A 23,133-nucleotide genomic window follows, 5' to 3' on the forward strand; every position below is an offset into this window, starting at 1 on the left:
CCCTCAGCTCCGGGCGTCCCTCGCGGGCACGACGAACTCGCACCACACGCACTTGCCGCTGCCCCGCGCGTCCACGCCCCAGACGTCCGCGAGCCGGTCCACCAGGAGCAGCCCGCGGCCCGATACGCCGGACTCGCCCGCGTCCCTGCGGCGCGGCAGCGCGCTGGAGGAGTCCTCGACGTCCACGCGCAGCCGCCGGTCGACGCCGCTCAGGACCCGCAGGGTCACGATCGCGGAGCCGTCGGTGTGCATCAGGGCGTTGGTGATCATCTCGTCGGCGACCAGCTCGATCTCGTCGGCGCGTTCGCCCGCGCCCCAGGCGCGCACTGCGGCCCTGATCATGTGCCGGGCCTCGGCGAGCGCCTCCGGGTCGCTCGGCGCGACGTGCTGCTGGAGGCGGCCGCCGGACTGCGGCGCGTCGATCAAGCGGCGGCGCATCAGGAGCAGCGCGGCGTCGTCGTCCCCGTCCCGGTCGTCGACGGCGCCGCAGAGCCGGTCGGCGAGCCGCTGCAGATCGCGCGGCCCGGTGGCGGCGAGTTCGGCGAGGGTCTGCATGCCGTCGTCGAGGTCGGTGCCCGGCTCCTCGACGAGGCCGTCGGTGCAGAGCAACAGGGTCTGGCCCGGGTCGAGTTCGAGGGTGGTGACGGGGTAGTCGAGCCGCCCGAACTCGGCGGAAAGGCCGAGCGGCAGGCCGCCGTCGACGGGCACCCTGCGGCAGGAGCCGTCGGTGAGCTGGAGCAGGGGGTCGATGTGCCCGGCCCTGACGAACTGCACGACGCCGGTAGAGAGGTCGGCCTCCGCGTACAGGCAGGTCGCGAAGCGCTCGGTGTCCAGTTCGTGCAGGAAGGTGGAGGCGCGGGCCATGACGGTCGCGGGCGTGTGCCCCTCGGCGGCGTAGGCGCGCAGCACGATGCGGAGCTGGCCCATGACGGCGGCCGCGTGCGTGTCGTGGCCCTGGACGTCGCCGATGACGGCGCCGACGCGGCCGCCGGGCAGCGGGATCACGTCGTACCAGTCGCCGCCGATGTCCCTGCCGAGCGCCGCGGAGCGGTACCGCACGGCGATCTCCGCACCGGGCACGCCGGGGATGGTGCGCGGCAGCATGGCCTGCTGGAGGCCCTGGGCGAGGTCCTTCTCCTGCTCGTAGAACATGGCGCGCTGCAGGCTCTGCGCGATGCTGCTGCTGAGCGCGACCAGGACGTTGCGCTCCTCGGCGGTGAAGCCGGTCTTGGCCTGGTAGAGCAGGCCGAGGACGCCGATGACGCGGCCCTGTGCGATCAGCGGCAGATAGGCGGCCGCGGTGATGCCCAGCTCGTCGATGTGCGGCCACAGCAGGGGGTAGGACTCCGCGAAGTCGTCGGCCGTCTCGATGTAGCGCGGCGCGAGGGTGCGGACGACCTCGCTCATCGGGTACGCCTCGTCGACGCGCGTGAAGCGGGTGCCGGGCACGAAGCTGCCCGTGGGCCCCTCGGCGACCAGCCGGATCCGCCCGGCCTCGACGAGGCCCATGACCAGGTTCGCCGCCCCCAGGTGCGCGAGTCCGTGGGTGTCCTTGAGTACGTCGATGACGTCCCGCACCGTGCGGGCGTGTGCGAGGGCCGCCGTGACGCCCTGGACGATGCTGGTGGTGCGGCGCCGCTCGGCCTCCTCGTCGGCCCGCACGCGCGGTGCCGTCGGGCTGTCGCCGAGCTCGCGGGTGGCGTCCCTGACGATGCCCAGGATGCGGTGCGGGCGGCCGGCGGCGTCCCGCCGGATGACGGCCTGGGTGTGCGTCCAGCGCAGCGTGCCGCTGCGGCAGCGCACCCGGAAGTACGCTCCGTACGCCTCGCTGCCGTCCTTGAGGGCCTGCGAGACGATCTGGTCCAGGCGGTGGCCCTCCACGGTCGGGACGCGTATGGCGAGGGTCTCGGGCCGGTTGTCGTACTCATCGGGGCGTACGTCGAAGACCTCGTGGGCGGTGGCGTCCATGTGCATGAGGCCCGTGTCGAGGTCCCAGTCGAAGCAGCCCATGCGCAGCGCGGCCCCGTACAGCTCCAGGAAACAGCCCGTCGGCTCCCCGTCCTGCTGTCCGCGGCGGCAGTGCCCCGGAGGGTCGTGCTCCATGGGCCCACGCTAGGCGGATGCCCCTGTGCGCGCATGTGGGGGCCGCCCGACGGGGCTCTGCCGTCCAACCGCGCAGGTGCGCACTTGGACGGCCGGGCACCGGGGCCGTGCGGCCCCGGTGCCCGGCCCGCGCGCTATGCCGTCTCGGCGACCTTGCTCTGCACCCGCACGGCCACCTCCGTCCACATCTCGGCGCTCTCGCCCGCCAGGTAGGCCACGATGCCCCGGCAGTGCGGCGGCACCTTGTCGATGATCTGGTCCCACTCCTCCATGCTGATCGTGTGGATGGTGAGCAGCCGCAGCAGCGTGCGGCCGATCTCGCTGAAGCGCAGCGCGGGGTCGGCCTTGAGGCGCTGGACGGCAGCGGCCCTGTCCTGGGCCGCGTCCCGGTCGGGCACGGCCGAGGGACGGGCCATGCGCGGGGCGGGGGCGCGGTGGTCGTCACGGTTCCCCTGCCTACCGCGCCGTGGCACCGGGTCCTCGCCCCGCATCATGCGGTTGCGCACGTCCCGCACCGTCTCCGGCGAGATGGACGCGACGCGGGCGACCTGCCGCAGCGACAGGCCCGGATTCTGTGCGATCAGCTCGCTCGCGAGCCTGCGGCCTTCGGCGCCGTTGATCGGCCTGACCCGCCCGTCGTGGCCGATCCGGCTCGCCGTGCCGCTCTCGGTGCCCGGTGCCCGTCTGCGGATGTCCGCGACGGTGCCCGGGGCGATCCCGCTGACCGAGGCGATCATCCGGTCCGACCACTGCGGGTGCGAGGCCACGATCCGCGCGGCCGCGCGCTTGCGGTCCGCCGCGGTCAACGGCAGGCCGTGCGTGACGTTCGACTCGACGGCGAGCACGAAGGCGTCGTCCTCGGGGCCGTCGAAGTACTTCACCGCGATCTTCGTGTGCCCGCGCAGTTCGGCGGCGCGCAGGCGGTGCAGACCGTCGATGACGCGCATCGTCGGCCGGTGCACGGTGATGGGCGGCAGCGGCGTCTGGACGACCGCGAGCGCCTCCACGTGTTCCGGATCGACTCCGGCGGTTCTCGGTGAGTCGGCCGTCGACAGCGAGCCGATCTCGACCTCGACGACCATAAGTTGGTCGATCTGTGCGTGCCCAGGTGTTGCCAACTCAACTCCCCCTCAAGCTCTGTCGTCCCCCGTGCGGGTGCGTCCCGGCACACCGAACGGCTCACGCCACACCGCCGCGCCCCTGCCGCGGCCACCGGGCGGCTCCGGCCCGGCGGCGACTCCCTGAGGAGTACGTCGATGGAGTGCGCCACGTACGCGTTCGCCCTTGGTCGAGGGCCCCTGAAGTGAATGCGTTGCGCGCTGCGCAGACGTGTTCTCCCGGAACGGCGAAGGGTGCAGCGCGCAGATGTGCACCTTCGCCGTCTTCAACCACCGCTATGAATCCGAGCCGAGCGTCTCGCCGGATCACAGAATTCAACTCACAGCAAACCGAACACGCTCACCCTAACAACGCGCTTTCCGCGCTGGTACCCCTCACTAATAGCGCGCGCCGGCTTCCGCTACCCCTAGCCACCCCTATTGGCCTGCCCCACCGGGACGTTCACGGTGGTCACCGGGTATGGATCATCGACCGCTTCGCACAGGTCGAGGGAATTCGCCGAGCGGCCGCAAGCGGTTCATCGACGATTTGACCGCACCATCAGGCGACCACCGTAGAAGTGCCCTGAATTTTCCTCAACGAAGTCCGGCGGCCTTGTCCAACTGCGCAATATCAATTCCGTGTCCACCGGGAAGTCCGATGCGCGATGGAAAGACGACTTCCACCGCGAGTCCGCCGCCGGGGCGGGCGCGTGCGCCGATCGCGGCGTCGTGGGCGGCGGCGATGGCCTGGACGATCGAGAGCCCGAGACCGTGGTGGCCCTCGGCCGCCGTGCGGCCGAGCCGCTGGAAGGGTTCGAAGAGCCGCTCCACGTGCTCCGGGGGCACCGGGGGACCGGTGTTGGCCACGGCGAGGACGGCGCGTCCGTCCTTGGTGCCGGTGCCGATCTCGACCAGGCCCCCGGGGACGTTGTGGCGTACGGCGTTGTCGACGAGGTGGGACACCAGGCGCTGCGCGAGGCCAGGGTCGCCGACCGTCGCCGCCGGGCCGATCCTGGTCTCGGTCCGCAGGTCCCGTCGGGCGATCTCCGGGCGCGCGGAGTCCAGGACCTGCTGGACGACGAGCGCGAGGTCGAGGGGTTCCCTGTGGTCCAGGCCCCGTTGGCTGCTGGAGAGCGTGAGCAGCGACTCCAGGAGGCGGGCCTGCTGCTCGCTGATCTCCAGGAGCCGCTCGAAGTTCGCCCGGAACGACTCCGCGGTGGCGTCGCTGTCGATCAACGACTCCTCCAGGAGCGCGTGTTCCAGGGTGAGCGGGGTGCGCAGCTCGTGCGCGGCGTTGGCGACGAAGCGCCGGTGGGAGTCCAGCGCGCTCTCCAGGCGGCCGAGGAGTCCGTCGACGGTGTCGGCGAGGTCCTTGAGCTCGTCGGCGGGACCCGTGACGGCGAGCCGCTCGTGGATGTTGTGCGCCGAGATCCGCTGGATGGTGCCGGTCATCGTGCGCAGCGGGCGCAGTACCCGCCGTGCGGTCAGCCAGCCGAGCGCCACCGAGATCACCACCATGACGGCCAGCGCGATCCCGGACTGGACCAGGAGTTCACGGAGGTTGGCCTCGTGCTGGCGGGCCGCCTGTTCGGCGAGTTGCCGGGTGGTGTCGCCGGGCCGTGCGGTGGTGCCGATGCCCGGTAGTCCCGGGTGGGGCAGCATGCCGCTGTCCGGCAGGGGGATCGAGCCGCCGGCGTCCTCGACGAGCACGCGGTCGCCCGAGCCCCCTGCGACCAGCAGATAGGTGATCCCGAGCAGGACCGCGCCCGAGACGGCGAACAGCACTCCGTACAGCAGCGTGAGGCGTACGCCCACCCGTCGGGGCACCAGGCGGCGCGTCAGCGCCGGGGCCGCGGTGGCGAGCGAGGGCAGGCGCATGGGTCCCTCAAATCCGGTAGCCGCCCCGAGGGATGGTCTCGATGACGGGGGGGTTGCCGAGCTTGGGCCGCAAGCGGTTGATCGTCGCCTTGACAGTGGTGGTGAACGGGTCCGTCGCCTCGTCCCACACCCGCTCCAGGAGTTCCTCGGCGGACACGACCCGGCCCTGGGCCGCGAGGAGGTACTCCAGGACCGCGAACTCCTTGGGGGTGAGCGGCAGTCGCTCCCCGGCGCGCGAGGCGATCCGCTGTGCCGGGTCCAGTCTCAGGTCGCCGCGGACGAGCACGGGCGGCAGCGCGGGCTGCGAGCGCCGGGCGAGCGCCCGGATGCGGGCGACCAGTTCGGCGTACGCGAACGGCTTGGGGAGGTAGTCGTCCGCGCCCAGGCTGAAGCCCTCCACGCGGTGGGCGATCGTGCCGGACGCGGTGAGCATCAACACCCTTGCGTGCATGGGCTGTTCGGCCAGTTTGCTGCAGACCTCGTCGCCGTGCACACCGGGCAGGTCGCGGTCGAGCACGACCACGTCGTAGTCGACCACACAGGTGCGCTCCAGGGCGTCCGAGCCGTCGTAGACGACATCGACCGCCATGCCTTCGCGGCGCAGCACCCGCGCCACCGACTGTGCGAGTTCGGCGTGGTCCTCGACCACCAGTACCCTCATCGCCCACCCCTCCCCGGACACGTCACGGGCCGAGGGATCGGGCCGCTCGGACTGATCATGGACAATCACGTTGCCCGATCCCCTGTCACATACCGGTCACAGTCTCCCCGGGTTCGTGGCACGTGACGCCGCGCTCATGGACATTCCTGTGCATCGGTCACAGATCTTCGGACCGCGGTGTGACCGTCCCCGGCGTAGAAACGGAACCGCCACCGCAACTGCCGCACAGGGCCTCGCGACAAGGAGATGCCGGCCGTGGTCACCAACGGGGAGACGGACACATGACCGACGTCCTCCTGATCCTCGGTCTCGCCGGGGCGGTGCTCCTCCACCGCCTAGCCCACGTGCATCCGGTCGCAGGCGTCGTGCGTCGCGGGCCCGTCGCGACCCCCGGGGCCCGCGAGCGGACTCAGCTTGGCCGCGAGGTCCGCACGCCGCTGGACGGCGAGCTTGCGGTAGGCGCGGGTCAGATGCTGTTCGACGGTGCTGATGGTGATGCAGAGCTTGTCGGCGATCTGACGGTTGGTGTGGCCGCGGACGGCGAGCGTGGCCACACGCAGTTCGGCGTTGCTGAGTTCGTCGGGATGTCGGCGGTTCCCGGACGACCAGGGCTGTTCCGCCGGGTGCGGGCTGCCGGCCTCCGCGGCGGGCGGCACCCGGGGCACGGGCACCCCGCACTCCCCCGCCAGCTGTTGTGCCTTGCGGGCCAGGGCCCGCGCCTGACCGACCTTCCCGAGCTCGCGCTGGGCACGGGCCAACTCGTCGGTGGCGCGGACCAGTTCGAGCCGATGACCGCGGTCCCGCAGGATCTCGACGGCCTCGCCGAGCAGAGGGAGGCGGTGTGCCGCGCCGAGCGCGCCCGCGAGGACACGCAGCGAGACGGCGCGCACCCAGCCCTTGTCCCGGCCGATCAGGGCGAGTTGCTCCTCTGCCAGGGCACGGGCGCGGTCGTCGTCGCCCAGCGACAGATGGGCCTCGGCGGCGTCGGTACGCCAGGGCACGAGGGCGGGCAGGTCGAACTCCCAGCGCGTCATGAGGTCCCCACAGGTGAGGAAGTCGTCCAGCGCCGCGTAGGGGCGTCCCGCCGCGAGGTAGTAGTGGCCGCGGGCCCGCAGGTAGAGCAGCCCGTCGGGGGTCTGGAACGCCGCGTCGGGGACGGGGACGCTGAGGTGGGCGGCCGCCTCGTCGAGCCGGCCCATGGCGGTCTTGGCGAACACGGCGGAGGCGACCGGAGAGGCGACGGCCACTCCCCAGCCGTCGACGGGGACCTGGGCGAGCGCCGAGCGCGCCGACTCCTGGGCGGCGACGAGAGCTCCCGCCCTCAGCTCGATGCGGGCCTTGGCGGAGGCGAGCAGCGCCTGCCACATGGGGGCGCGCCGCTCGGCGGCCTCCTCGATCAGGGTCTCGCACCAGAACGCCGCCGTCTCCAGACGGTCGGCGAGGACGAGGGAGTTGAGCGCGACGAGGAGCGCCGTCAGGGTGCCGTCGTCCAGGCGGCTGCTCTGCAGGATCTGCTCGGCCCTGACCACGACGTCCTCGTCGTCGCCGTCGAGGAGGGCCCTCATCAGGCTCACGGCCCGCTGGTGGGGGCTGCGCGCGCAGGACTCCGCGTGCTGGGGTATCGCATGTTCCGGGGTCGTGTGCTCCGGGGTCGCGCCGAGGCAGGTGCGGGCGGTGTCGGGCAGGCCCGGATAGGCGTACGCCATCCAGCGGCGCGGGCAGTCGTGCCGGGCCGGGGTGCCGGGCCCCGGCTGCGCCCAGGGCTCGGAGCCGTGCCGCTCGGAGGCGCACAGCACGTCGAGGGCCCGGTCCACCTGGCCGAACCAGAGGAGGTGTCCGACCAGTTCGTCGGCGTCCCGGGTGCCGAGCCTGCCGTCGAGCGCCGCGGCCGTGAGCTCGGGCAGGTGCTGGGCGACGCTGGACGGGTTGACACGCCAGCCCGCCCGGGTCAGCGCGGCCTTGATCTCCAGGGCCTGGCGCGCGTCCGTGCCGGTGTCGCGGGCGACCCGCAGGCATGTGAGGGCCAGCTCGACCTCGTCGTCGGCGAGGGCGCGCTCGGCCGCGTCGATCAGGGTGCGCAGCGCCCAGGGCGCGTCGACCGTGCCCGCGGCGATCAGGTGCTGCACGACGACGGTCGCCGCCGCGCCGTGCTCGTGCAGGACCTGGGCGCAGCGGGCCTCGACGCGGGCGCGGTCCGCGGGCTCCAGGCTCCTGAGCACCGCGGTGCGCCCGGCCGCATGGCGGAACCAGCCGCCGTCGAGCAGCCCCGCCTCGTTCAGGGCACGCAGGCTGCGGTGGAGCGACTCTCTGCTGTTGCCGAGGATCTCCATCAGTTCGGCGAGGGAGACGTCGGGTCCCGCCACCGCGAGGGCCCAGGCGCTGCGCCGGGTGGCGAGGTCGCTGCGGTAGAGGCAGGTCGCGACGGCCTGCACGAAGGCCTCGCCCGGCACGAGGCCGGCGGACGGGGCGGTTGTGGCGCCGACGGCACGGTGGTCGTCGCTCGCGTCGGCGACGCGGTGGTCGTCGCTCGCGTCGGCGACACGGTGGTCGGCGCGTGCGCGCAAGGCCCGGTGGTGGTCGTCGATCAGTGCCCGCGTCAGAAGGGGGCTGCCGCCGCCCATCTCGTGCAGTTCCGAGACGAGCTTGCGCGTCCGCCACCCCTGATCGCCGAATACGGAGATCATCTCTGCGACTCCGTGCCGTTGCAGCGGACCGAGCCTGATATTTCGACAGCCCGGCAGTCGCAGCAAATCAACGCGCAATCGCGTATTACCGGCCAGGAAGCCGCTGTTCTCGCCGAGGACGACCAGAATGCGGCTCACGTCGAGGCGGCGCGCCAGGTAGAGGAGGCATTCCAGGGAGTGTCCGTCGGCGTGGTGCACATCGTCGATGCTGAGCACCACTGGCCTTTCCCTGGATTTTTCGAGGACAATCCCGCAGAGCTCGGGAATCTCGTCCATCGCGACGGCGGGCAGTTCCCCGGCCGCCCTGCGCGACTGCGCCGAGCCCGCGATCAGATCCACGAGCCGCGCCGCGCGCCGTGCGTCGGCGCCGGGCAGACCGGCGCCGAGCAGCAGCTGACCCATGACCCCAAGGGGCAGATCGCTCTCCGCGTCCGACGCTGTGGCCTGCAGATACAGTGCGCCCGCAGCGGTCGCGCGGGCGCCGAAGGCCCGGAGCAGCGCGGTCTTGCCGCTGGCCACGGGACCGCTTACCAGAACGACTCCGCCATGCCCGGCCGCACACGCGTCGAGCATGTTTTCCATGATCGAGAATTCTTCACCACGTTCCACCAAGTTCATGAGCCGACTTCTCCCCCGCGCCTGACGGCTGATCCTTGAGCGACCCGAAAGACCGGCTGGATCAATTCCTTCGACTTGACCGGCCACCCGTGCGTCGACTCTGCCATATATGAAAATCAACCACCAGCGGTATTTGACTCAATGCCGCCTTATTACCGTCGCGAACGCGCCACCGTGCGCAGAATCGGACGGCCTCGCTCCATATCGTTCGTAAACTCTTGCGTATTTGCCTGATGAGTGAACTCAACGGAATTTCAGAACGCGGTTGCGAGTCGGCGGTAAAGACGGCAGAGGCGAAAGGGGCCACAGCGACACGAGGGCCGGGGAATGATTGGCCCGTTCCGCGTGGCTCCTTCGCCCGCCGTCTGACTGGTTCGGCTCGTCAGCTGTCGAAGGTGCCGGGATCGCCGTCGGTGAGGGGGTTCTCGGACAGGTAGGGGTCGTCGGGCACGAGGCTGTCCGGCTCCTGCTGGTCGGTGGGCGCGTCGGTGAGGCCGTCCGGGATCGACGGGGCGTCCGGGGGCAGGGGCGGCGACGGGCAGTTGGGCGGCAGCGGGGACGCCGGGTCCGTCGGGGCGACGGTGGGGCAGGGGGTCGAGGAGTCGCCGGGGTCCCGGCTCGGGTTCTCGTCCGGGTCCTGCGTCGGGTCCTCGTCCGGGTCCTGGTCGGGGCCCGTGGGCCGCGCCGGAGTGTCGCCGCGGTCCGGGTCCTCGTTCGGGTCCTCGTTCGGGTCCTCGTTCGGGTCCGCGTCCTGGTCCGTGGACGACTCGCTCGGCGTCTGCGTGGTGGGGGTCGGCGTCTGCGTCGGGGGCCGCGTCACCGGCGGCTTCGCCGCGCGGTCCTGGTCGGCGTCCTCGTCGCCGATCTTCCGCTCGATCCAGGTGTTGTTGACGATGTTCACGATGGTGATGTTGGTGATCGGCTGCGGCGCGGGCGTCACCACCACGACCCGCGTCGGCTGATAGCCGCTCCACGGCTGTCCGTTGTGGCGGGGCGTGCCCTGGAAGGCGACCGGCGGCTTCAGCGGATTCCCGCACGCGCAGCGCACCCGGGGCAGGCCCCGCTCGTCGACCAGGACGGCCGTGCCCGCCTGCAGGACCGACTGGAAGCTCGTCGCGGAGCCGCCCCGGAAGCCGTGGTTCGTCACGCGTGTGTCCGCTCGCAGCACGACCGGCGTGAGCCCCCGCAGGAAGCTCGGCACGGCCGCCTGGTCGATGCCGGAAGCCTGCGCGAAGGCTCGGGCCTTGGCCTGGTCCGCGGTGAGGAAGCGCACCTGCTGGTCGACGTCGCAGCTCCCGATGGAGTGCGTGCCGCCGTACAGACCGGGGGTCCCGCCCGAGATGGAGCGGGTGCCCTGCGGCGTCGCGGACCCGGTGGGCGACGGCTGCGGCGAACGGGTGACGGGCGGCGGGCTCGCGGACGTCTTCGCGGTGGAGTCGGTGAACGGATCCGGGCCCTGCGCGGCGACGGGCTGCATGAACAGTTCCCGGCCACCGTCGGCCGCGTTCTTGTCGCCGTCGCCGGAACAGCCCGCGACCGCGAGGGCCGCGCAGACCACGAAGGTCGCGAAGGCCGCCGCATGGGTCCTGGTGGATGCGCGCACCGGTTCTCCCGCCGTTGCCGTGCCGTTTGCCCCCTATGCCAGGAGGTGTCCCGCCATTGTCTGCGAGGGCTCCGACGGGCTCGCAAGCCGAAGGGGCTCACCCCGGGGCACGGACTCGCAGGCCGAAGGGGCCTGCCCCGGGTCACGGACTCGCAGGCCGATGGGCTCACCCAGCGTCACAATGGAGGCGTGCAGTGGTTCACGGCGGACGCGTACTGGCTCAGTCGGCTGATCTTCCAGCGGGCCCTCGCCGCCATCTACGTCGTGGCGTTCCTGGGGGCCGCCCTGCAGTTCAGGGCGCTGATCGGGGAGCGCGGCATGCTGCCCGTGCCGCGGTACGTGGCACGGGTGCCGTTCAAGCGGGCGCCCAGCCTCTTCCAACTCCATTACTCGGACCGCTTCTTCGCGCTCTGCGCCTGGACGGGCTGCGCGGTCGGGGTGGCGCTGCTCCTCGGCGCGGACGGCCATCTGCCGCTGTGGGGCGCGATGGCGCTGTGGCTGGTGCCCTGGGCGCTGTATGTCTCCGTCGTGAACGTGGGGCAGACCTGGTACGGCTTCGGCTGGGAGTCGCTGCTCCTCGAAGTGGGCTTCCTCGCGGTGTTCCTGGGCAACGACCGGGTCGCACCGCCCGTCCTCGTGCTCTTCCTGCTGCGGTGGGTGCTCTTCCGCGTGGAGTTCGGCGCCGGGCTGATCAAGATGCGCGGGGACGCCTGCTGGCGCAAGCTCACCTGCCTGTACTTCCACCACGAGACGCAGCCGATGCCGGGGCCGCTGAGCTGGTTCTTCCACCACCTTCCCGGACCCGCGCACCGGATCGAGGCGGCGGCCAACCACGTCACCCAACTCGTCGTGCCCTTCCTCCTGTTCACCCCGCAACCGATCGCGACGGGCGCGGCCGCCCTGATGATCGCGACGCAGCTGTGGCTGGTCCTGTCCGGCAACTTCTGCTGGCTGAACTGGCTGACCATCGTGCTCGCGGTGTCCGCCCTGGACCTCTCCGCCCGGCACACGCCGCCCGACGCCGCGAGCGCTCCCCTCTGGTACGAGGTGGTGGTCATCGCCGTCACCGCGCTGCTCCTGGCGTTGAGCCACCGCCCGGTCCGCAATCTGCTGTCCCGGCGGCAGGTCATGAACTGCTCGTTCGACCCGCTGCACCTCGTCAACGCGTACGGCGCGTTCGGCAGCGTCAGCCGGGTCCGCCAGGAGGTCGTCGTCGAGGGCACGGCCGATCCGGTGCCGCGCGAGGACTCCGACTGGCGCGCCTACGAGTTCAAGGGCAAGCCCGGTGACGTACGGCGGTGGCCGCGCCAGTTCGCGCCCCACCATCTGCGGCTCGACTGGATGATGTGGTTCGCCGGGCTCTCCCCCGCGTACGCGCGGTCGTGGTTCGGACCGCTGGTGGAGCGCCTGCTCGACGGCGACCGCGACACGCTGCGGCTGCTGCGGTCCTCGCCGTTCCCTCCCGGGGCCCCGCCGACGTACATCCGCGCCCGGCTCTACCGCTACCGGTACACGACCTGGCGCGAGCTGCGCGCGACGGGGGCCTGCTGGGAGCGCACCTACGTCCGTGAGTTCCTCGCGCCGACGCGGCTCGCCCCGCCGGCGAGGAAGGAGTGAGCGGGCCCGTTCGGAAGCGGTGGACGCGGCGGGCCGTACCGGATCAGAAACCGTAGACCCGGCGGGCCGTGCCGCCGAACACCTCGCCCCGATCCATGACATCCAGTGACCGAGTCAACAGCCGTGCCGCGTCCAGGACTTCGACGTACGACGCCGCGAGCGTGCTGACCGGCCAGTCGGAGCCGAACATGACCCGCTCGGGCCCGAAGGCCTCCAGGACGGTGTCCGCGTAGGGCCGCAGGTCGTCCACCGTCCAGGTTCGGTGGTCGGCCTCGGTCACCATGCCGGACAGCTTGCACACGGTGTTGGGGCGGTGGGCGAGCGCCCGGACCGCCGACGCCCAGGGTTCGAGCGCCCCCGTGGCGATCGGCGGCTTGCCCAAGTGGTCGAGGACGAACGTGAGTCCGGGCAGGTCCGATGCCGCCCTGGCGCAGGCGGGGAGCTGGTGGGGCAGGACGACGAGGTCGTAGGCGAGCCCCGCGTCGGCGAGCGCGGCAAGGCCTTTGCGGACGTCCGGGCGCAGCAGCCACTCCGGGTCCTGCTCGCCCTGCACCTGGTGGCGGATGCCCACCAAGTGCCGTCCGCCCGGCAGTTCACGGAGCGCGGCCAGGGTGTCGGCGACGTCCGGTCGTGTGAGGTCGAGCCAGCCGACGACTCCCGCGACGAGGTCGCTGTCCGCCGCGAGGGCCAGGAACTCGGGGGTCTCCTCGGCGACGGTGACCGTCTGGACGAGCACCGTGGCGGTCACGCCGGCCGCGCGGGCCTCGGGGGCGAGGTCGGCCAGCGAGAAGTCCCTGCGGATCGGCGCGAGGGCATCGCCTGTGATCCACTCCTGGTCCCGCACGGAGAGGTCCCACACATGGTGGTGGGCATCGACCAGGCCGCCCCCGGAGCCCGTCACGGCAGCTCCCAGACGACGGGAAGACCGGCCCGCGCGCCCTCGGCGGAGTAGTCGTGGACGACGTCGAGGAGCTCGGCCATGCGGGCCTGCCAGGCGGTGTTGACCGGCAGCTTCTCCAGCTCGGCGAGCATACGGCCGTAGTCCTCGCACTCCAGGACGTGGAAGAGTTCTGTGCCGCTGCGCCAGATCGTCCAGGACGAGGCGCCGGCGGCACGGATCGCCGCGGCGAGTTCGGCGGGGACCTCGCGGTGCGCGGCCTCGTACTCCTCGATGCGGTCGGCGCGGACCTTGGTGTGCAGGACGATCCTCACGGGCGCTCCTCTCCTGTGAGGGGTACGGATGCGGACACGGGTACGGGAACCTCCGCAGGCAGCATCCCCTCCGCGCGCGCCTCGCGCCAGAAGTCGTCCGGCACCCGGGAGGCGAACTGGGCCGCGGCGTCGGTGACTTGCTCCGGCGCGCGGACGCCGACCAGCACGCTGGCGACGGCCGGGTGCCCGAAGGGGAAGGCGAGCGCGGCGGCCCGCAGCGTGGTGCCGTGCCGCTCGGCCAGGCCCGCCAGCGCGCGGGCGCGCGCGAGGAGTTCGGGCGGCGCCTGAACGTAGTCGAAGCGTGCCCCCGGCTTGGGGTCGGCGAGCAGACCGGAGTTGTAGACGCCGCCGATGACGATCGAGGCGCCCCGCTCGCTCGCGGCCGGCAGGAGTTCGGCGAGCGCCCGGTGGTCGAGGAGGGTGTAGCGGCCCGCGCACAGCACGGCGTCGACGTCCGTGTCGCGGACGAAGCGGGTGAGCATCTCGGCCTGGTTCATGCCCGCGCCGATCGCACCGACGACGCCTTCGGAGCGCAGCTCCTCCAGGGCCGGATAGCCCTCGCGGAAGGCTTCCTCGGCGTGGTTGTCGGGGTCGTGCAGGAAGACGACGTCGACGCGGTCGGTGCGAAGGCGCGTGAGGCTGGACTCGATCGAGCGGCGTATCCCGTCCGCGCTGAAGTCCCAGACCCTGCGGTGCGTCCGCGGCACCGCGAAGCCGCCGTCGGCCAGGTCGTCGCCGGTCACCTCGTCGGCGGGCTCCAGGATCCGTCCCACCTTCGTCGAGATGACGTACGAGGAGCGGTCCCGGCCGCGCAGGGCCTCGCCCAGGCGGCGCTCGGACAGGCCGAGGCCGTAGTGCGGGGCGGTGTCGTAGTAGCGGATGCCCGCGTTCCAGGCATGGTCGAGGGCGGTGGCGGCCGCTTCGTCGGTGATCGGCGCGTACAGGTTGCCGATGCCGGCGGCGCCGAAGGACAGCTCGGTCACCTCGACGCCGCCGGGTCCCAGGGGGCGCCGCGCCAGGGCGTTCACCGGCCCGCCGGCCGAAGCCGCAGGCCCTGCATGCCGCCGTCGACGGCGAGCGCGGTGCCGGTGGTGGCGCCGGACAGGGGGCTCGCCAAGTAGGCGATGGCGCCCGCGACTTCGTCCGCGGCGACCAGGCGTCCGGTGGGCTGGCGGGCTTCGAGCGCGGCCCGCTCGGCGGCCGGGTCGGGCGCGGCGTCCAGGAGACGGCCGACCCACGGGGTGTCGACGGTGCCGGGGTTCACGCAGTTGACGCGCACCCCATCGCGTACGTGGTCGGCGGCCATCGCGAGGGTGAGGGAGAGCACCGCTCCCTTCGACGCCGAGTACAGGGCGCGCTGCGGCAGGCCCGCGGTCGCGGCGATGGAACAAGTGTTGACGATCGCCGCCCGCGACGAGGCGCGCAGATGGGGCAGGGCCGCGCGGGTGGTGCGCACGACGCCGAGGACGTTGACGTCCAGGACGGTGTGCCACTGGGCGTCGTCGTTGTCCTCGACGGTGCCCTGCGCGCCGATGCCCGCGTTGTTGACCAGGACGTCCAGGCCGCCGAGGTCGGCCGCGGCCGACGCGACCGCCTCCCGTACGGACGCGTCGTCGCCGACGTCGGCGGCGTAGGCCCGCAGGGGCTTGTCCACACCGCTCGGGTCGAGGTCGAGGACGGCCACCTCGGCGCCGCGCGCGGCGAGGAGCTCTGCGGTGGCCCGGCCGATGCCGGAGGCCCCGCCGGTGACCAGGGCCTTGAGCCCCTGGAAGTCGGTCATGCGGCTGCTCCCTTGTTCCGTGCGAGACCCGGTGCGGGGTCCCGAGCGAGGTCGGCGGCCCAGAACGTGCCGCCCGGATAGGTGAATTCGGCGACGGACTCGGCGCGCATCGTCGCCGAGAAGCCCGGCGCGGTCGGGGCCGTGTAGTGGCCCGCTCGCATCACGACCGGGTCGATGAAGTGTTCGTGCAGATGGTCGACGTACTCGATGACGCGGTCCTCGGTGGTGCCAGCGAGCGCCACGTAGTCGAACATCGACAGGTGCTGGACCAGCTCGCACAGGCCGACGCCGCCCGCGTGCGGGCAGACGGGCACGCCGAACTTGGCGGCGAGCAGCAGGATCGCGAGGTTCTCGTTGACGCCGCCGACGCGGGCCGCGTCGATCTGGAGGACGTCGATGGCGCCCGCCTGGAGGAGCTGTTTGAAGACGATGCGGTTCTGCACGTGCTCGCCGGTGGCGACCTTGACCGGGGCGACGGCCTCGCGGATCGCGGCGTGCCCGAGGATGTCGTCGGGGCTGGTCGGTTCCTCGACCCAGTAGGGGTCGAACTCGGCGAGCGCGCGCGTCCAGCGGACCGCCTCGTCGAGGTTCCAGCGCTGGTTCGCGTCGATCGCCATGCGGATGTCCGGGCCGATCGCCTCGCGGGCGGTGCGGCAGCGCCGGACGTCGTCGGCGAGGTCCGCGCCGACCTTCAGCTTGATCTGGGTGAAGCCGTCAACGACGGCCTGCCGGGCGAGGCGGGTGAGCTTCTCGTCGCTGTAACCGAGCCAGCCGGGCGAGGTGGTGTAGCCGGGGAAGCCCCGCTCCCGCAGGGCGCTCTCGCGCCCGGCGGCCCCCTCGCGCCCGGCCCGCAGCAGGGCGAGCGCGTCCTCGGGGGTGAGGGCGTCGGCGATGTAGCGGAAGTCGACCTGGGAGACGAGCCATTCGGGCGTGGCATCGGCCAGGAGCTGCCACAGGGGCTTGTGCGCGCGCTTGGCGGCGAGGTCCCAGACGGCGTTGACGACCGCGCCGATCGCCATGTGCATCACGCCCTTCTCGGGGCCGAGCCAGCGCAGCTGGCTGTCGCCGATCAGGTCGCGGTTGACGGTGCCGGGGTCGGCGCACAGCTCGTCCACGGGGCGCCCGACGACGTGGTGGCGCAGCGACTCGATCGCGGCGACCTGCACGTCGTTGCCGCGCCCGATGGTGAAGGTGAAGCCGTGTCCCTCCAGGCCGTCGCCCGCGTCGGTGCGCAGCACCACGTAGGCGGCGGAGTAGTCGGGGTCGGGGTTCATCGCGTCGGACCCGTCCAGTTCCCGGGAGGTCGGAAACCGTATGTCATAGGTGGCAACCGCGGTGATGCGGGCGGGGGTCGGGGACACAGGAGGCCTTTCCGGAAAGGGGCGGGGAAGCGGCGGACCGGCGCGGGGTCTGTCCTGCGTGGGGTCAGTCCTGCGCGGGTCAGTCCTGCGCGCGGCCGGTCGTGACCCGCGCGATCATCAGCGCGACCAGGATGATTCCGCCGTAGATGGCCTGGATCCAGAAGGACGGCACTTGGGCGAGGGTGAGCAGGTTCTGTACGACGCCGAGCAGCAGGACGCCGGTGAGGGCGCCGAACATGGTGCCCTTGCCGCCGTCGAGGCTGATGCCTCCGATGACCGCGGCGGCGAACACCGTGAAGATCATGTTCTGGCCCTGGTTGGCGTTGATCGCGCCGACGTAGCCGGTCTGCATGAGCCCGCCGATCGCGGCCAGGGCGCCCGCGACGACGAACACGCCGAGCATGACGCGCTCCACGCGGATGCCGGCGGTGCGTGCCGCTGCCGGGTTGCCGCCGATCGCGTACAGCGCGCGCCCCACCCGGTGGTACTTGAGCACGAAGCCCGCGACGCCGAAGGCGACCGCCGCGAGCCAGACGGAGAGCGGGATGGTCAGGAAGGTGGAGGTGGCAAGGGTGTAGAACGTGTCGGACATGCCGAAGAGCGTCTTGCCCTCGGTCGCACCGACGAGCAGGCCGCGCAGCACGATCAGCATGGCGAGCGTCACGATGAACGCGTTGAGCTTGAGTTTCACCACGAGTACGCCGTTGAAGGCACCGATGACCGCGCCGACGAGCAGGATCACGAGAAGCCCGACGGCGGCGGGCAGTTCCGTGCCGAACCCGGCCTGGGCGGCGGGCAGCACGAGGAGCGCGCCGACGGCCGGCGCGATGCCGACGACGGACTCGAGCGACAGGTCGAACTTGCCGGTGATCAGGACGAGGGACTCGGCGAGGACGACCATCGCGAGGGCGGCGGATGCGCCGAGGATCGAGATGAGGTTTCGCTCCGTCAGGAAGGAGTCGTTGAGCAGGGCACCCAGGAGCGCGAGGATCAACAGGGCGGGAACGAGGGCGAGTTCACGTGCCCGGCGGAGGATGATGCTCTTCGCCGCGTGGGCTTCGGCGGTGCGCTTCGGCGCGGGGGTCGCTTCCGCGGGCGCGGCCTTGAGGTCAGCCATGGTGGTCTCCTTGGTTTTCGGCTGCGGGCCCGTCGTGGCTGGTCGCGCAGTTCCCCGCGCCCCTATCGGGGCTCGTGGCGCCCACCCCCTCGATCGACGCGATCACGTCGTGGTCGGCGAAGCCCGCCGCGTGCTCCGCCACGACGCGGCCGTGGAACAGGACCAGGACGCGGTCGCAGCGGCGCAGGTCGTCCAGTTCGTCGGAGACCACGAGCACCGCCGTGCCGTCCTCGCGGGCGTTGTCGACGCGGGCGAGCAGGGATTCCTTGGACTTCACGTCCACCCCGGCGGTGGGGTTGACGAGGACGAGCAGGCGTGGTTCGGAGGCCAGGGCGCGGGCCATGACGACCTTCTGGGCGTTGCCGCCGGAGAGGTCGGAGACCGGCTGGTCGGGGCCCTCCGCGTGGATGTCGAGCCGGTCGATGAGCTCGTCGGCGAAGCGGCGCCTGGTGTCGGTGCCGATGAAGCCGTGTCGGCCGAGCCGGTCCAGGACGCTCATCGTGGCGTTGTCGCCGATGGACATGCCGAAGACCAGGCCCTGGTCGTGTCGGTCGCGCGGGACGCAGCCGACTCCGGCGCGCAGAGCCGCGGTCACGTCGCCGAACGGCAGCTTCTTGCCGTCGAGTTGGGCCGTGCCGGAGGTCGGCGTGTGCAGCCCCGCGAAGCTCTCCGCGAGGTTGATCTTGCCGCTGCCGCTGGATCCCGCGAGGCCGACGACCTCGCCGCGGCGGACGGTCAGGTCGATGTCGGCGTACGAGTCGCTGGTGAGCCCTCGCACGTCGAGCACGACCGGGGCGTCGGCGGGCACCTCGGACCGGACAACGGCCTCCTCCGCACCGGCCTGTTCGGCGACGACCTCGCCCGCCATGGCCTCCACCAGTGCGCCGTGGGGCAGTTCGGCGACGGGGGCGCTGGTGATCCAGCGGGCGTCGCGGAGCACGGTGACGGTCTGGCACACCTCGTAGACCTCCTGGAGGTGGTGCGAGATGAAGAGGAAGGTGACGCCGGACTCCTGAAGGGCGCGCATGCGTGTGAAGAGGCGCTCGATCTCCCGGTTGTCGAGCTGCGCGGTCGGCTCGTCGAGGACGATGAAGCGCGCGCCGATACTCAACGCCCGCGCGATCTCCACCATTTGGCGGTCCTCGACCTTGAGGTCGGCGGTGCGGGCCTCGGGGTCGACGCGCACGTCCCAGGTGCCGAGTACCTCCGCCGCCTCGGCCCGCAGCCTGCGCCAGCTGATGAAGCCGCCGCGGCCCTCGGGCTGCCGGTTGATGAAGAGGTTCTCCGCGACGGTCAACTCGGGGACGACGGTGGGCTTCTGGTAGACGCAGGCCACCTTGCGGCGCCACGCGTCGCGGTCGGTGAGCGGCGGCGCGGGCTCGCCGTCGAAGAGGACGGCGCCCGCGTCGGGGGCCTGGAGCCCGGTGAGGACGGTGACGAGGGTGGACTTGCCCGCGCCGTTGCGGCCGACGAGGGCGTGGGACTCGCCGGGCAGGACGGTCAGACGACCGTCCCGCAGCGCGACGGTGGGTCCGTACCGCTTGACGATGCCGGTCGCCTCGACGAGGGGGGTCGGGGCGGGCGGCCGGTCCGTGGGGGGCTGAGTCGTCGTCATTTGACGGTATTGCCCCACAGCTTGGAGTCGTCGACGTTCTCCTTGGTGACCAAGGGCGCGGGCAGCTGGTCCTCGAGGATGCCGCTGGGCAGCTCGACGATCTCGGAGTCGTGGTCGGTCGGGCCCGGCTTGAACGTCTTCCCGTTCATCGCGGCCTTGATGTAGTACATGCCGTACTTGGCGTAGGCGTCGGCGGGCTGCGAGACGGTGGCGTCGATCCGGCCCTTGCGGATCGCGTCGAACTCCTGCGGGATGCCGTCGTTGGAGACGACGGTGATGTGCCCCTTCTCCCCCGCCTTCTTCAGCATTCCCTTGGACTTGAGGGTCTGGAGGGTGGGCGCGAGGTAGACGCCGCCCGCCTGCATGTAGATGCCCTTGATGTCCGGGTTGGAGTTGAGCAGCGTGTCGAGCTTGGAGGCCGCCGTGTCGGACTCCCACTTGGCGGGGATCTCCAGGACCTTCAGCTTCGGGTACTTCCTTTTCACGCAGTCACGGAAGGCCTTCGACCGCTCCCGGCCGTTGACGGACGCCAGATCGCCCATGATCTGCACGACTTTGCCGGCCTTCACCTGCTTGCCCAGGTAGTCGCAGGCCTTCTCGCCGTACGCGACGTTGTTCGCGCGGACGACCATGGCGACCTTGCCCTTCTCGGGCGCGACGTCCACGGCGACCACGGGCACGCCCTTGCGTTCGGCCTGATCGAGGCCCGCCGATATCGCGGCGCTGTCGAGCGGCGCGACGACGAGGCCCTTGACGCCCTGGTTCAGCTCGTTGTTGATGTCGGTGATCTGCTGCGAGGGGTCGCTGTTGGAGTTGACGGTCTTCAGCGCCTCGACGTCCTCGGACTTCGCCATCTTCGGCACGTAGTCGTTGTACGACTGCCAGAACGGCGAGGTGAGCAAGGGGAGGATCACACCGACCTTCCCCTCCCCGCCGCCCCCACCGCCGGGCGACGCGGCGTCCTTCGTACTGCCGCACGCCGCGAGTACGAGGGACGCGCAGGCGGCCGCGGCCGCGGCGCGCACCGTCCGCGAAGTGCCCGTCCTGCTGGGCCTGTTGCGCACTGTTCTGCCGGCCATCTGACGGCTCCTCACCGAGTGGGGTCGAAGTGGGGTCGAACGAGAAAGAGCGGGATGACGCGAATATTTATCAGACCACTTGGGGCCCTCAACACCCCTCGTCGCCAACTTTTCGCGGTTTCCGGCCGTAGTGGTCCGACCACATCTCTGGCTAGACTGCGCCGCACCCGGCCAGTTGAGGAGCGCTACGTGGACCAGCCAGAACCGTCCGCCCCGCAGAAGGGCACCGTGACGCAGCGGGCCATCGAGCAGATCAAGGCGATGATCGGCGAGGGTCGCCTGGAGCCGGGACAACGCCTGCCCACCGAGCGGGACTTGGCGGCCCAGCTGGGCATATCCCGCAGTTCGATGCGGGAGGCGATCCGGGCCCTGACCGTGCTCGGCGTCCTGGAGGCCCGGCACGGTTCCGGCATCTACGTCACCCGACTGGAGGCCGGGGACCTCCTGGAGACCTTCGGGGTCGTCGCCGATCTCTCGCGCGGCCCGCGGCTCGTGGAGCTCCTGGAGGTGCGCCGGGTCCTGGAGTCGACGGCGACGGCGCTGGCCGCCGCCCGCATCTCACCGGACCAACTGGCGGATGTCGAAAAACACTTGGAGGCGATGAACGCGACGGACGACCCGGAGGAGATCCTCGCGCACGACCTCGCCTTCCACCGCACGATCGCCCTGGCCGCGGGAAACGACACGATGGCGGCGATCCTGGAGGGCCTTTCCTCGCGCACGTTCCGCGCGCGGGTCTGGCGCGGCTACCAGGAGGAGGGCGCCTTCGAACGCACCCGCCGCGAACACGCCCGCATCCACCGGGCACTGGTGGCCCGCGACCCGGAGGCCGCGCGGGCGGCAGCGGCGGCGCACGTGGGCGAGGTGGAGGAGTGGCTGCGGGGTCAACTGGAGGGCTAGCGGAGCCTCCCTCCCGGACGGCCACCCGACCCGGCTCTCCACGGAGGTGAACCCGAACTCTGGTGTGGACACGGACAGTTGCGGTGTCATGCACTCATGGACCGGAGCTACGACTGGCGACCACGAGCGCTCAGGTACGCGCTCACCATCGTCGTATCGCTGGGCACGTGCCTGCTTCTCCTCGGTCCGATCTCATGGCTGCTCGCGGGCGACACGGTGCGGGACCTGCCGGCCCAGCAGCGGCCCCAGGCGCTCGAAGAGGTCCGCCGCACCGTACTCACCGTCGCGACAGCCGTCGCCGGATTGGCGGGCCTGGGGTACACGATCCGCACGTACTACCTCTCCCGCCGCGGCCAGGTGACCGATCGCTACGGCAGGGCCGTGGCACAGCTGGCCTCGGAGAACCTGGTGGAGCGGCTGGGCGGCGTGTACTCGCTCGAGCACGTGATGCGGGAGTCGGAACGGGACCACGAGACCGTGGTCGCGGTCTTGGCGGCGTTCGTCCGCGCGGAGTCCCCGGTCAGTCCCGGCCGACCTGCCTCGTCGGTGATGCGGGAAGACGTGGCGGCGGCCGTGACCGTACTGGCCCGCAGGCCCGCACGCACCGAGAAGAACCGGATCGACCTGCGCCACACCGACCTCACCGGGCTGGAACTTCTCCCCGACCGGAGCGGCAACAGCCCTCGTCTCCGCTGGGCCGACCTGTGCGGAACGTGGTTGACCGGAGCCCGTATGCCCGGCGCTGATCTCAAGGACGCGTGGCTGGCCGGTACCGATCTCACACGGGCCGACCTCACGGGCGCGGACCTCTCCGGCGCCTGGCTCAGCGGTGCGACGCTGCGGGAGACCAACCTGACGAGGGCGACACTGGTGGCCACGAGACTTGACGAGGCGTCACTGGACCGCACCAACTGTCAGGAGACAGTACTCACCGACTCCTGGTTCAACCAGGCGACACAGGATCATGCGTGGTTCTGTGACGCCGTTCTCACCCGGGCGTGGCTGCGGGACGTGAATCTGGAGAGCAGTCGGGGGCTGGTCCTGGAACAGCTCCTGGAGGCCTGCTTCCTGGAACGTTCGACGCCACCGCGCCACCTGGCGGGCGACCCTGAACTCCTGGTGCGGACCAGAGAGTTGAGGAACGCTCCACAACGCTCCCTGGGCGATCATCCGTTCCCGTGGCCGTTCACCCGAACAGATCGCGGCCCAGAACGCTCGCGCCGCAGAAGAGCACGGACCTGATTCCCAGCGTTCTGGCGCCCGCCACATTGACCTCACGGTCATCGACGAAGACGACGTCTCCCGGAGCTGCGTCCAAGACGCCGAGTGCCGTCCTGAAGCAGCCCGCGTCCGGCTTCGCCGCGCGGATCTCGCTGCTGCAGATCACGTGCTCGAACGGTGCCAGCCAGGTCAGGCCCCGCAAAGCGGCGGCCAGCGACAGCGGCGCGTTGGACAACACGGCAAGCCGCATCCCCGCCGCGACCGCGTCCGCGGCGACGGACAGCGTCTCGTGGTCGGGGTACAACCAGCTGTCCACGTCCAGCCTGTCCAAGGTCGCGATCAGGCCGGGAGACCACCGTGCGCCGAGCCGGGCAGCGACCTTCGTCCAGTACGTGTCGCGGGAGACACTCCCTGCGTCGTAGGCAACGCGTTCGGCCCAGTAGGCGGTCCAGAACGCGCCGAACTCGGCGTCGGCGAGGGCGGCCATGCGGCGGCGGTCCGCCTCCGACTGGTGCCGGCCCAGTACACCCGCGAAGTCGCTGAGCAGCCAGACGGGGTGATCCGGCTCGGACGCGTTCCTCATG

18 protein-coding genes are annotated in these 23,133 nt (G+C 71.5%); 3 read left to right on the forward strand and 15 right to left on the reverse strand.

The window, feature by feature from the left end; translation table 11 throughout:
- Positions 1–3: 3 nt before the first annotated feature.
- From AB0B50_RS37295 to AB0B50_RS37320, 6 genes are all read right to left on the reverse strand, one after another.
- On the reverse strand, positions 4–2,103 hold the full coding sequence (locus AB0B50_RS37295; protein ID WP_362340290.1) for a SpoIIE family protein phosphatase: 2,100 nt from the start codon (positions 2,101–2,103) through the stop codon (positions 4–6).
- Between the two features lie 134 nt (positions 2,104–2,237).
- On the reverse strand, positions 2,238–3,221 hold the full coding sequence (locus tag AB0B50_RS37300) for a ParB/RepB/Spo0J family partition protein (RefSeq protein ID WP_362340292.1): 984 nt from the start codon (positions 3,219–3,221) through the stop codon (positions 2,238–2,240).
- Positions 3,222–3,797: 576 nt separating this feature from the next.
- Positions 3,798–5,081, reverse strand: a complete 1,284-nt coding sequence (locus AB0B50_RS37305) for an ATP-binding protein (protein WP_362340294.1) — start codon at positions 5,079–5,081, stop codon at positions 3,798–3,800.
- Positions 5,082–5,088: 7 nt separating this feature from the next.
- On the reverse strand, positions 5,089–5,742 hold the full coding sequence (locus tag AB0B50_RS37310) for a response regulator transcription factor (RefSeq protein ID WP_362340296.1): 654 nt from the start codon (positions 5,740–5,742) through the stop codon (positions 5,089–5,091).
- A gap of 335 nt (positions 5,743–6,077) precedes the next feature.
- Positions 6,078–9,044: an AAA family ATPase gene (locus AB0B50_RS37315; RefSeq protein ID WP_362340298.1), complete on the reverse strand. Its 2,967-nt coding sequence runs from the start codon at positions 9,042–9,044 to the stop codon at positions 6,078–6,080.
- Positions 9,045–9,426: 382 nt separating this feature from the next.
- The gene (locus AB0B50_RS37320; protein ID WP_362340300.1) at positions 9,427–10,647 is read right to left on the reverse strand and encodes a DUF6777 domain-containing protein; all 1,221 of its coding nucleotides are present in this window, start codon (positions 10,645–10,647) and stop codon (positions 9,427–9,429) included.
- 189 nt (positions 10,648–10,836) lie between these two features.
- Here AB0B50_RS37320 and AB0B50_RS37325 point away from each other — a divergent pair, with 189 nt between their 5' ends.
- Entirely contained in the window at positions 10,837–12,264 is a 1,428-nt protein-coding gene (locus tag AB0B50_RS37325) for a lipase maturation factor family protein (protein ID WP_362340302.1), read from the forward strand.
- A 43-nt stretch (positions 12,265–12,307) separates the two neighbouring features.
- Here AB0B50_RS37325 and AB0B50_RS37330 read toward each other — a convergent pair whose 3' ends face one another.
- From AB0B50_RS37330 to AB0B50_RS37365, 8 genes are all read right to left on the reverse strand, one after another.
- Positions 12,308–13,165, reverse strand: a complete 858-nt coding sequence (locus AB0B50_RS37330) for an amidohydrolase family protein (RefSeq protein ID WP_362340304.1) — start codon at positions 13,163–13,165, stop codon at positions 12,308–12,310.
- Entirely contained in the window at positions 13,162–13,476 is a 315-nt protein-coding gene (locus AB0B50_RS37335) for an L-rhamnose mutarotase (protein ID WP_362340306.1), read from the reverse strand. Before AB0B50_RS37335 ends, AB0B50_RS37330 begins: the two co-directional genes overlap by 4 nt.
- Positions 13,473–14,504: an aldo/keto reductase gene (locus tag AB0B50_RS37340; protein ID WP_362340307.1), complete on the reverse strand. Its 1,032-nt coding sequence runs from the start codon at positions 14,502–14,504 to the stop codon at positions 13,473–13,475. The genes AB0B50_RS37335 and AB0B50_RS37340 overlap by 4 nt, the downstream gene beginning before the upstream one ends.
- Positions 14,501–15,256: an SDR family oxidoreductase gene (locus AB0B50_RS37345; protein WP_362340309.1), complete on the reverse strand. Its 756-nt coding sequence runs from the start codon at positions 15,254–15,256 to the stop codon at positions 14,501–14,503. Before AB0B50_RS37345 ends, AB0B50_RS37340 begins: the two co-directional genes overlap by 4 nt.
- Positions 15,253–16,617 (reverse strand): L-fuconate dehydratase, encoded by a 1,365-nt coding sequence (locus AB0B50_RS37350; protein ID WP_362340311.1) that lies wholly within the window; start codon positions 16,615–16,617, stop codon positions 15,253–15,255. Before AB0B50_RS37350 ends, AB0B50_RS37345 begins: the two co-directional genes overlap by 4 nt.
- Positions 16,618–16,696: 79 nt before the next feature.
- Entirely contained in the window at positions 16,697–17,734 is a 1,038-nt protein-coding gene (locus tag AB0B50_RS37355; RefSeq protein ID WP_362340313.1) for an ABC transporter permease, read from the reverse strand.
- Positions 17,727–19,349, reverse strand: a complete 1,623-nt coding sequence (locus AB0B50_RS37360; protein WP_362340314.1) for a sugar ABC transporter ATP-binding protein — start codon at positions 19,347–19,349, stop codon at positions 17,727–17,729. Before AB0B50_RS37360 ends, AB0B50_RS37355 begins: the two co-directional genes overlap by 8 nt.
- Positions 19,346–20,428, reverse strand: a complete 1,083-nt coding sequence (locus tag AB0B50_RS37365; RefSeq protein WP_362340316.1) for a sugar ABC transporter substrate-binding protein — start codon at positions 20,426–20,428, stop codon at positions 19,346–19,348. Before AB0B50_RS37365 ends, AB0B50_RS37360 begins: the two co-directional genes overlap by 4 nt.
- Before the next feature lie 189 nt (positions 20,429–20,617).
- Between AB0B50_RS37365 and AB0B50_RS37370 the strand changes: the two genes are divergently transcribed.
- Positions 20,618–21,328, forward strand: coding sequence for a FadR/GntR family transcriptional regulator (locus AB0B50_RS37370; protein ID WP_362340318.1), 711 nt, complete (start codon positions 20,618–20,620; stop codon positions 21,326–21,328).
- 96 nt (positions 21,329–21,424) lie between these two features.
- Positions 21,425–22,570 (forward strand): pentapeptide repeat-containing protein, encoded by a 1,146-nt coding sequence (locus AB0B50_RS37375; RefSeq protein WP_362340320.1) that lies wholly within the window; start codon positions 21,425–21,427, stop codon positions 22,568–22,570.
- On the opposite strand, the gene AB0B50_RS37380 is transcribed toward AB0B50_RS37375, so the two are convergent.
- Positions 22,515–23,132, reverse strand: a complete 618-nt coding sequence (locus AB0B50_RS37380) for an HAD-IA family hydrolase (protein ID WP_362340322.1) — start codon at positions 23,130–23,132, stop codon at positions 22,515–22,517. The two genes, AB0B50_RS37375 and AB0B50_RS37380, sit on opposite strands and share 56 nt — an antisense overlap.
- Position 23,133: the final 1 nt, after the last annotated feature.

This window comes from Streptomyces sp. NPDC041068 (assembly GCF_040647455.1).
In the GTDB taxonomy this organism is placed as follows: domain Bacteria; phylum Actinomycetota; class Actinomycetes; order Streptomycetales; family Streptomycetaceae; genus Streptomyces.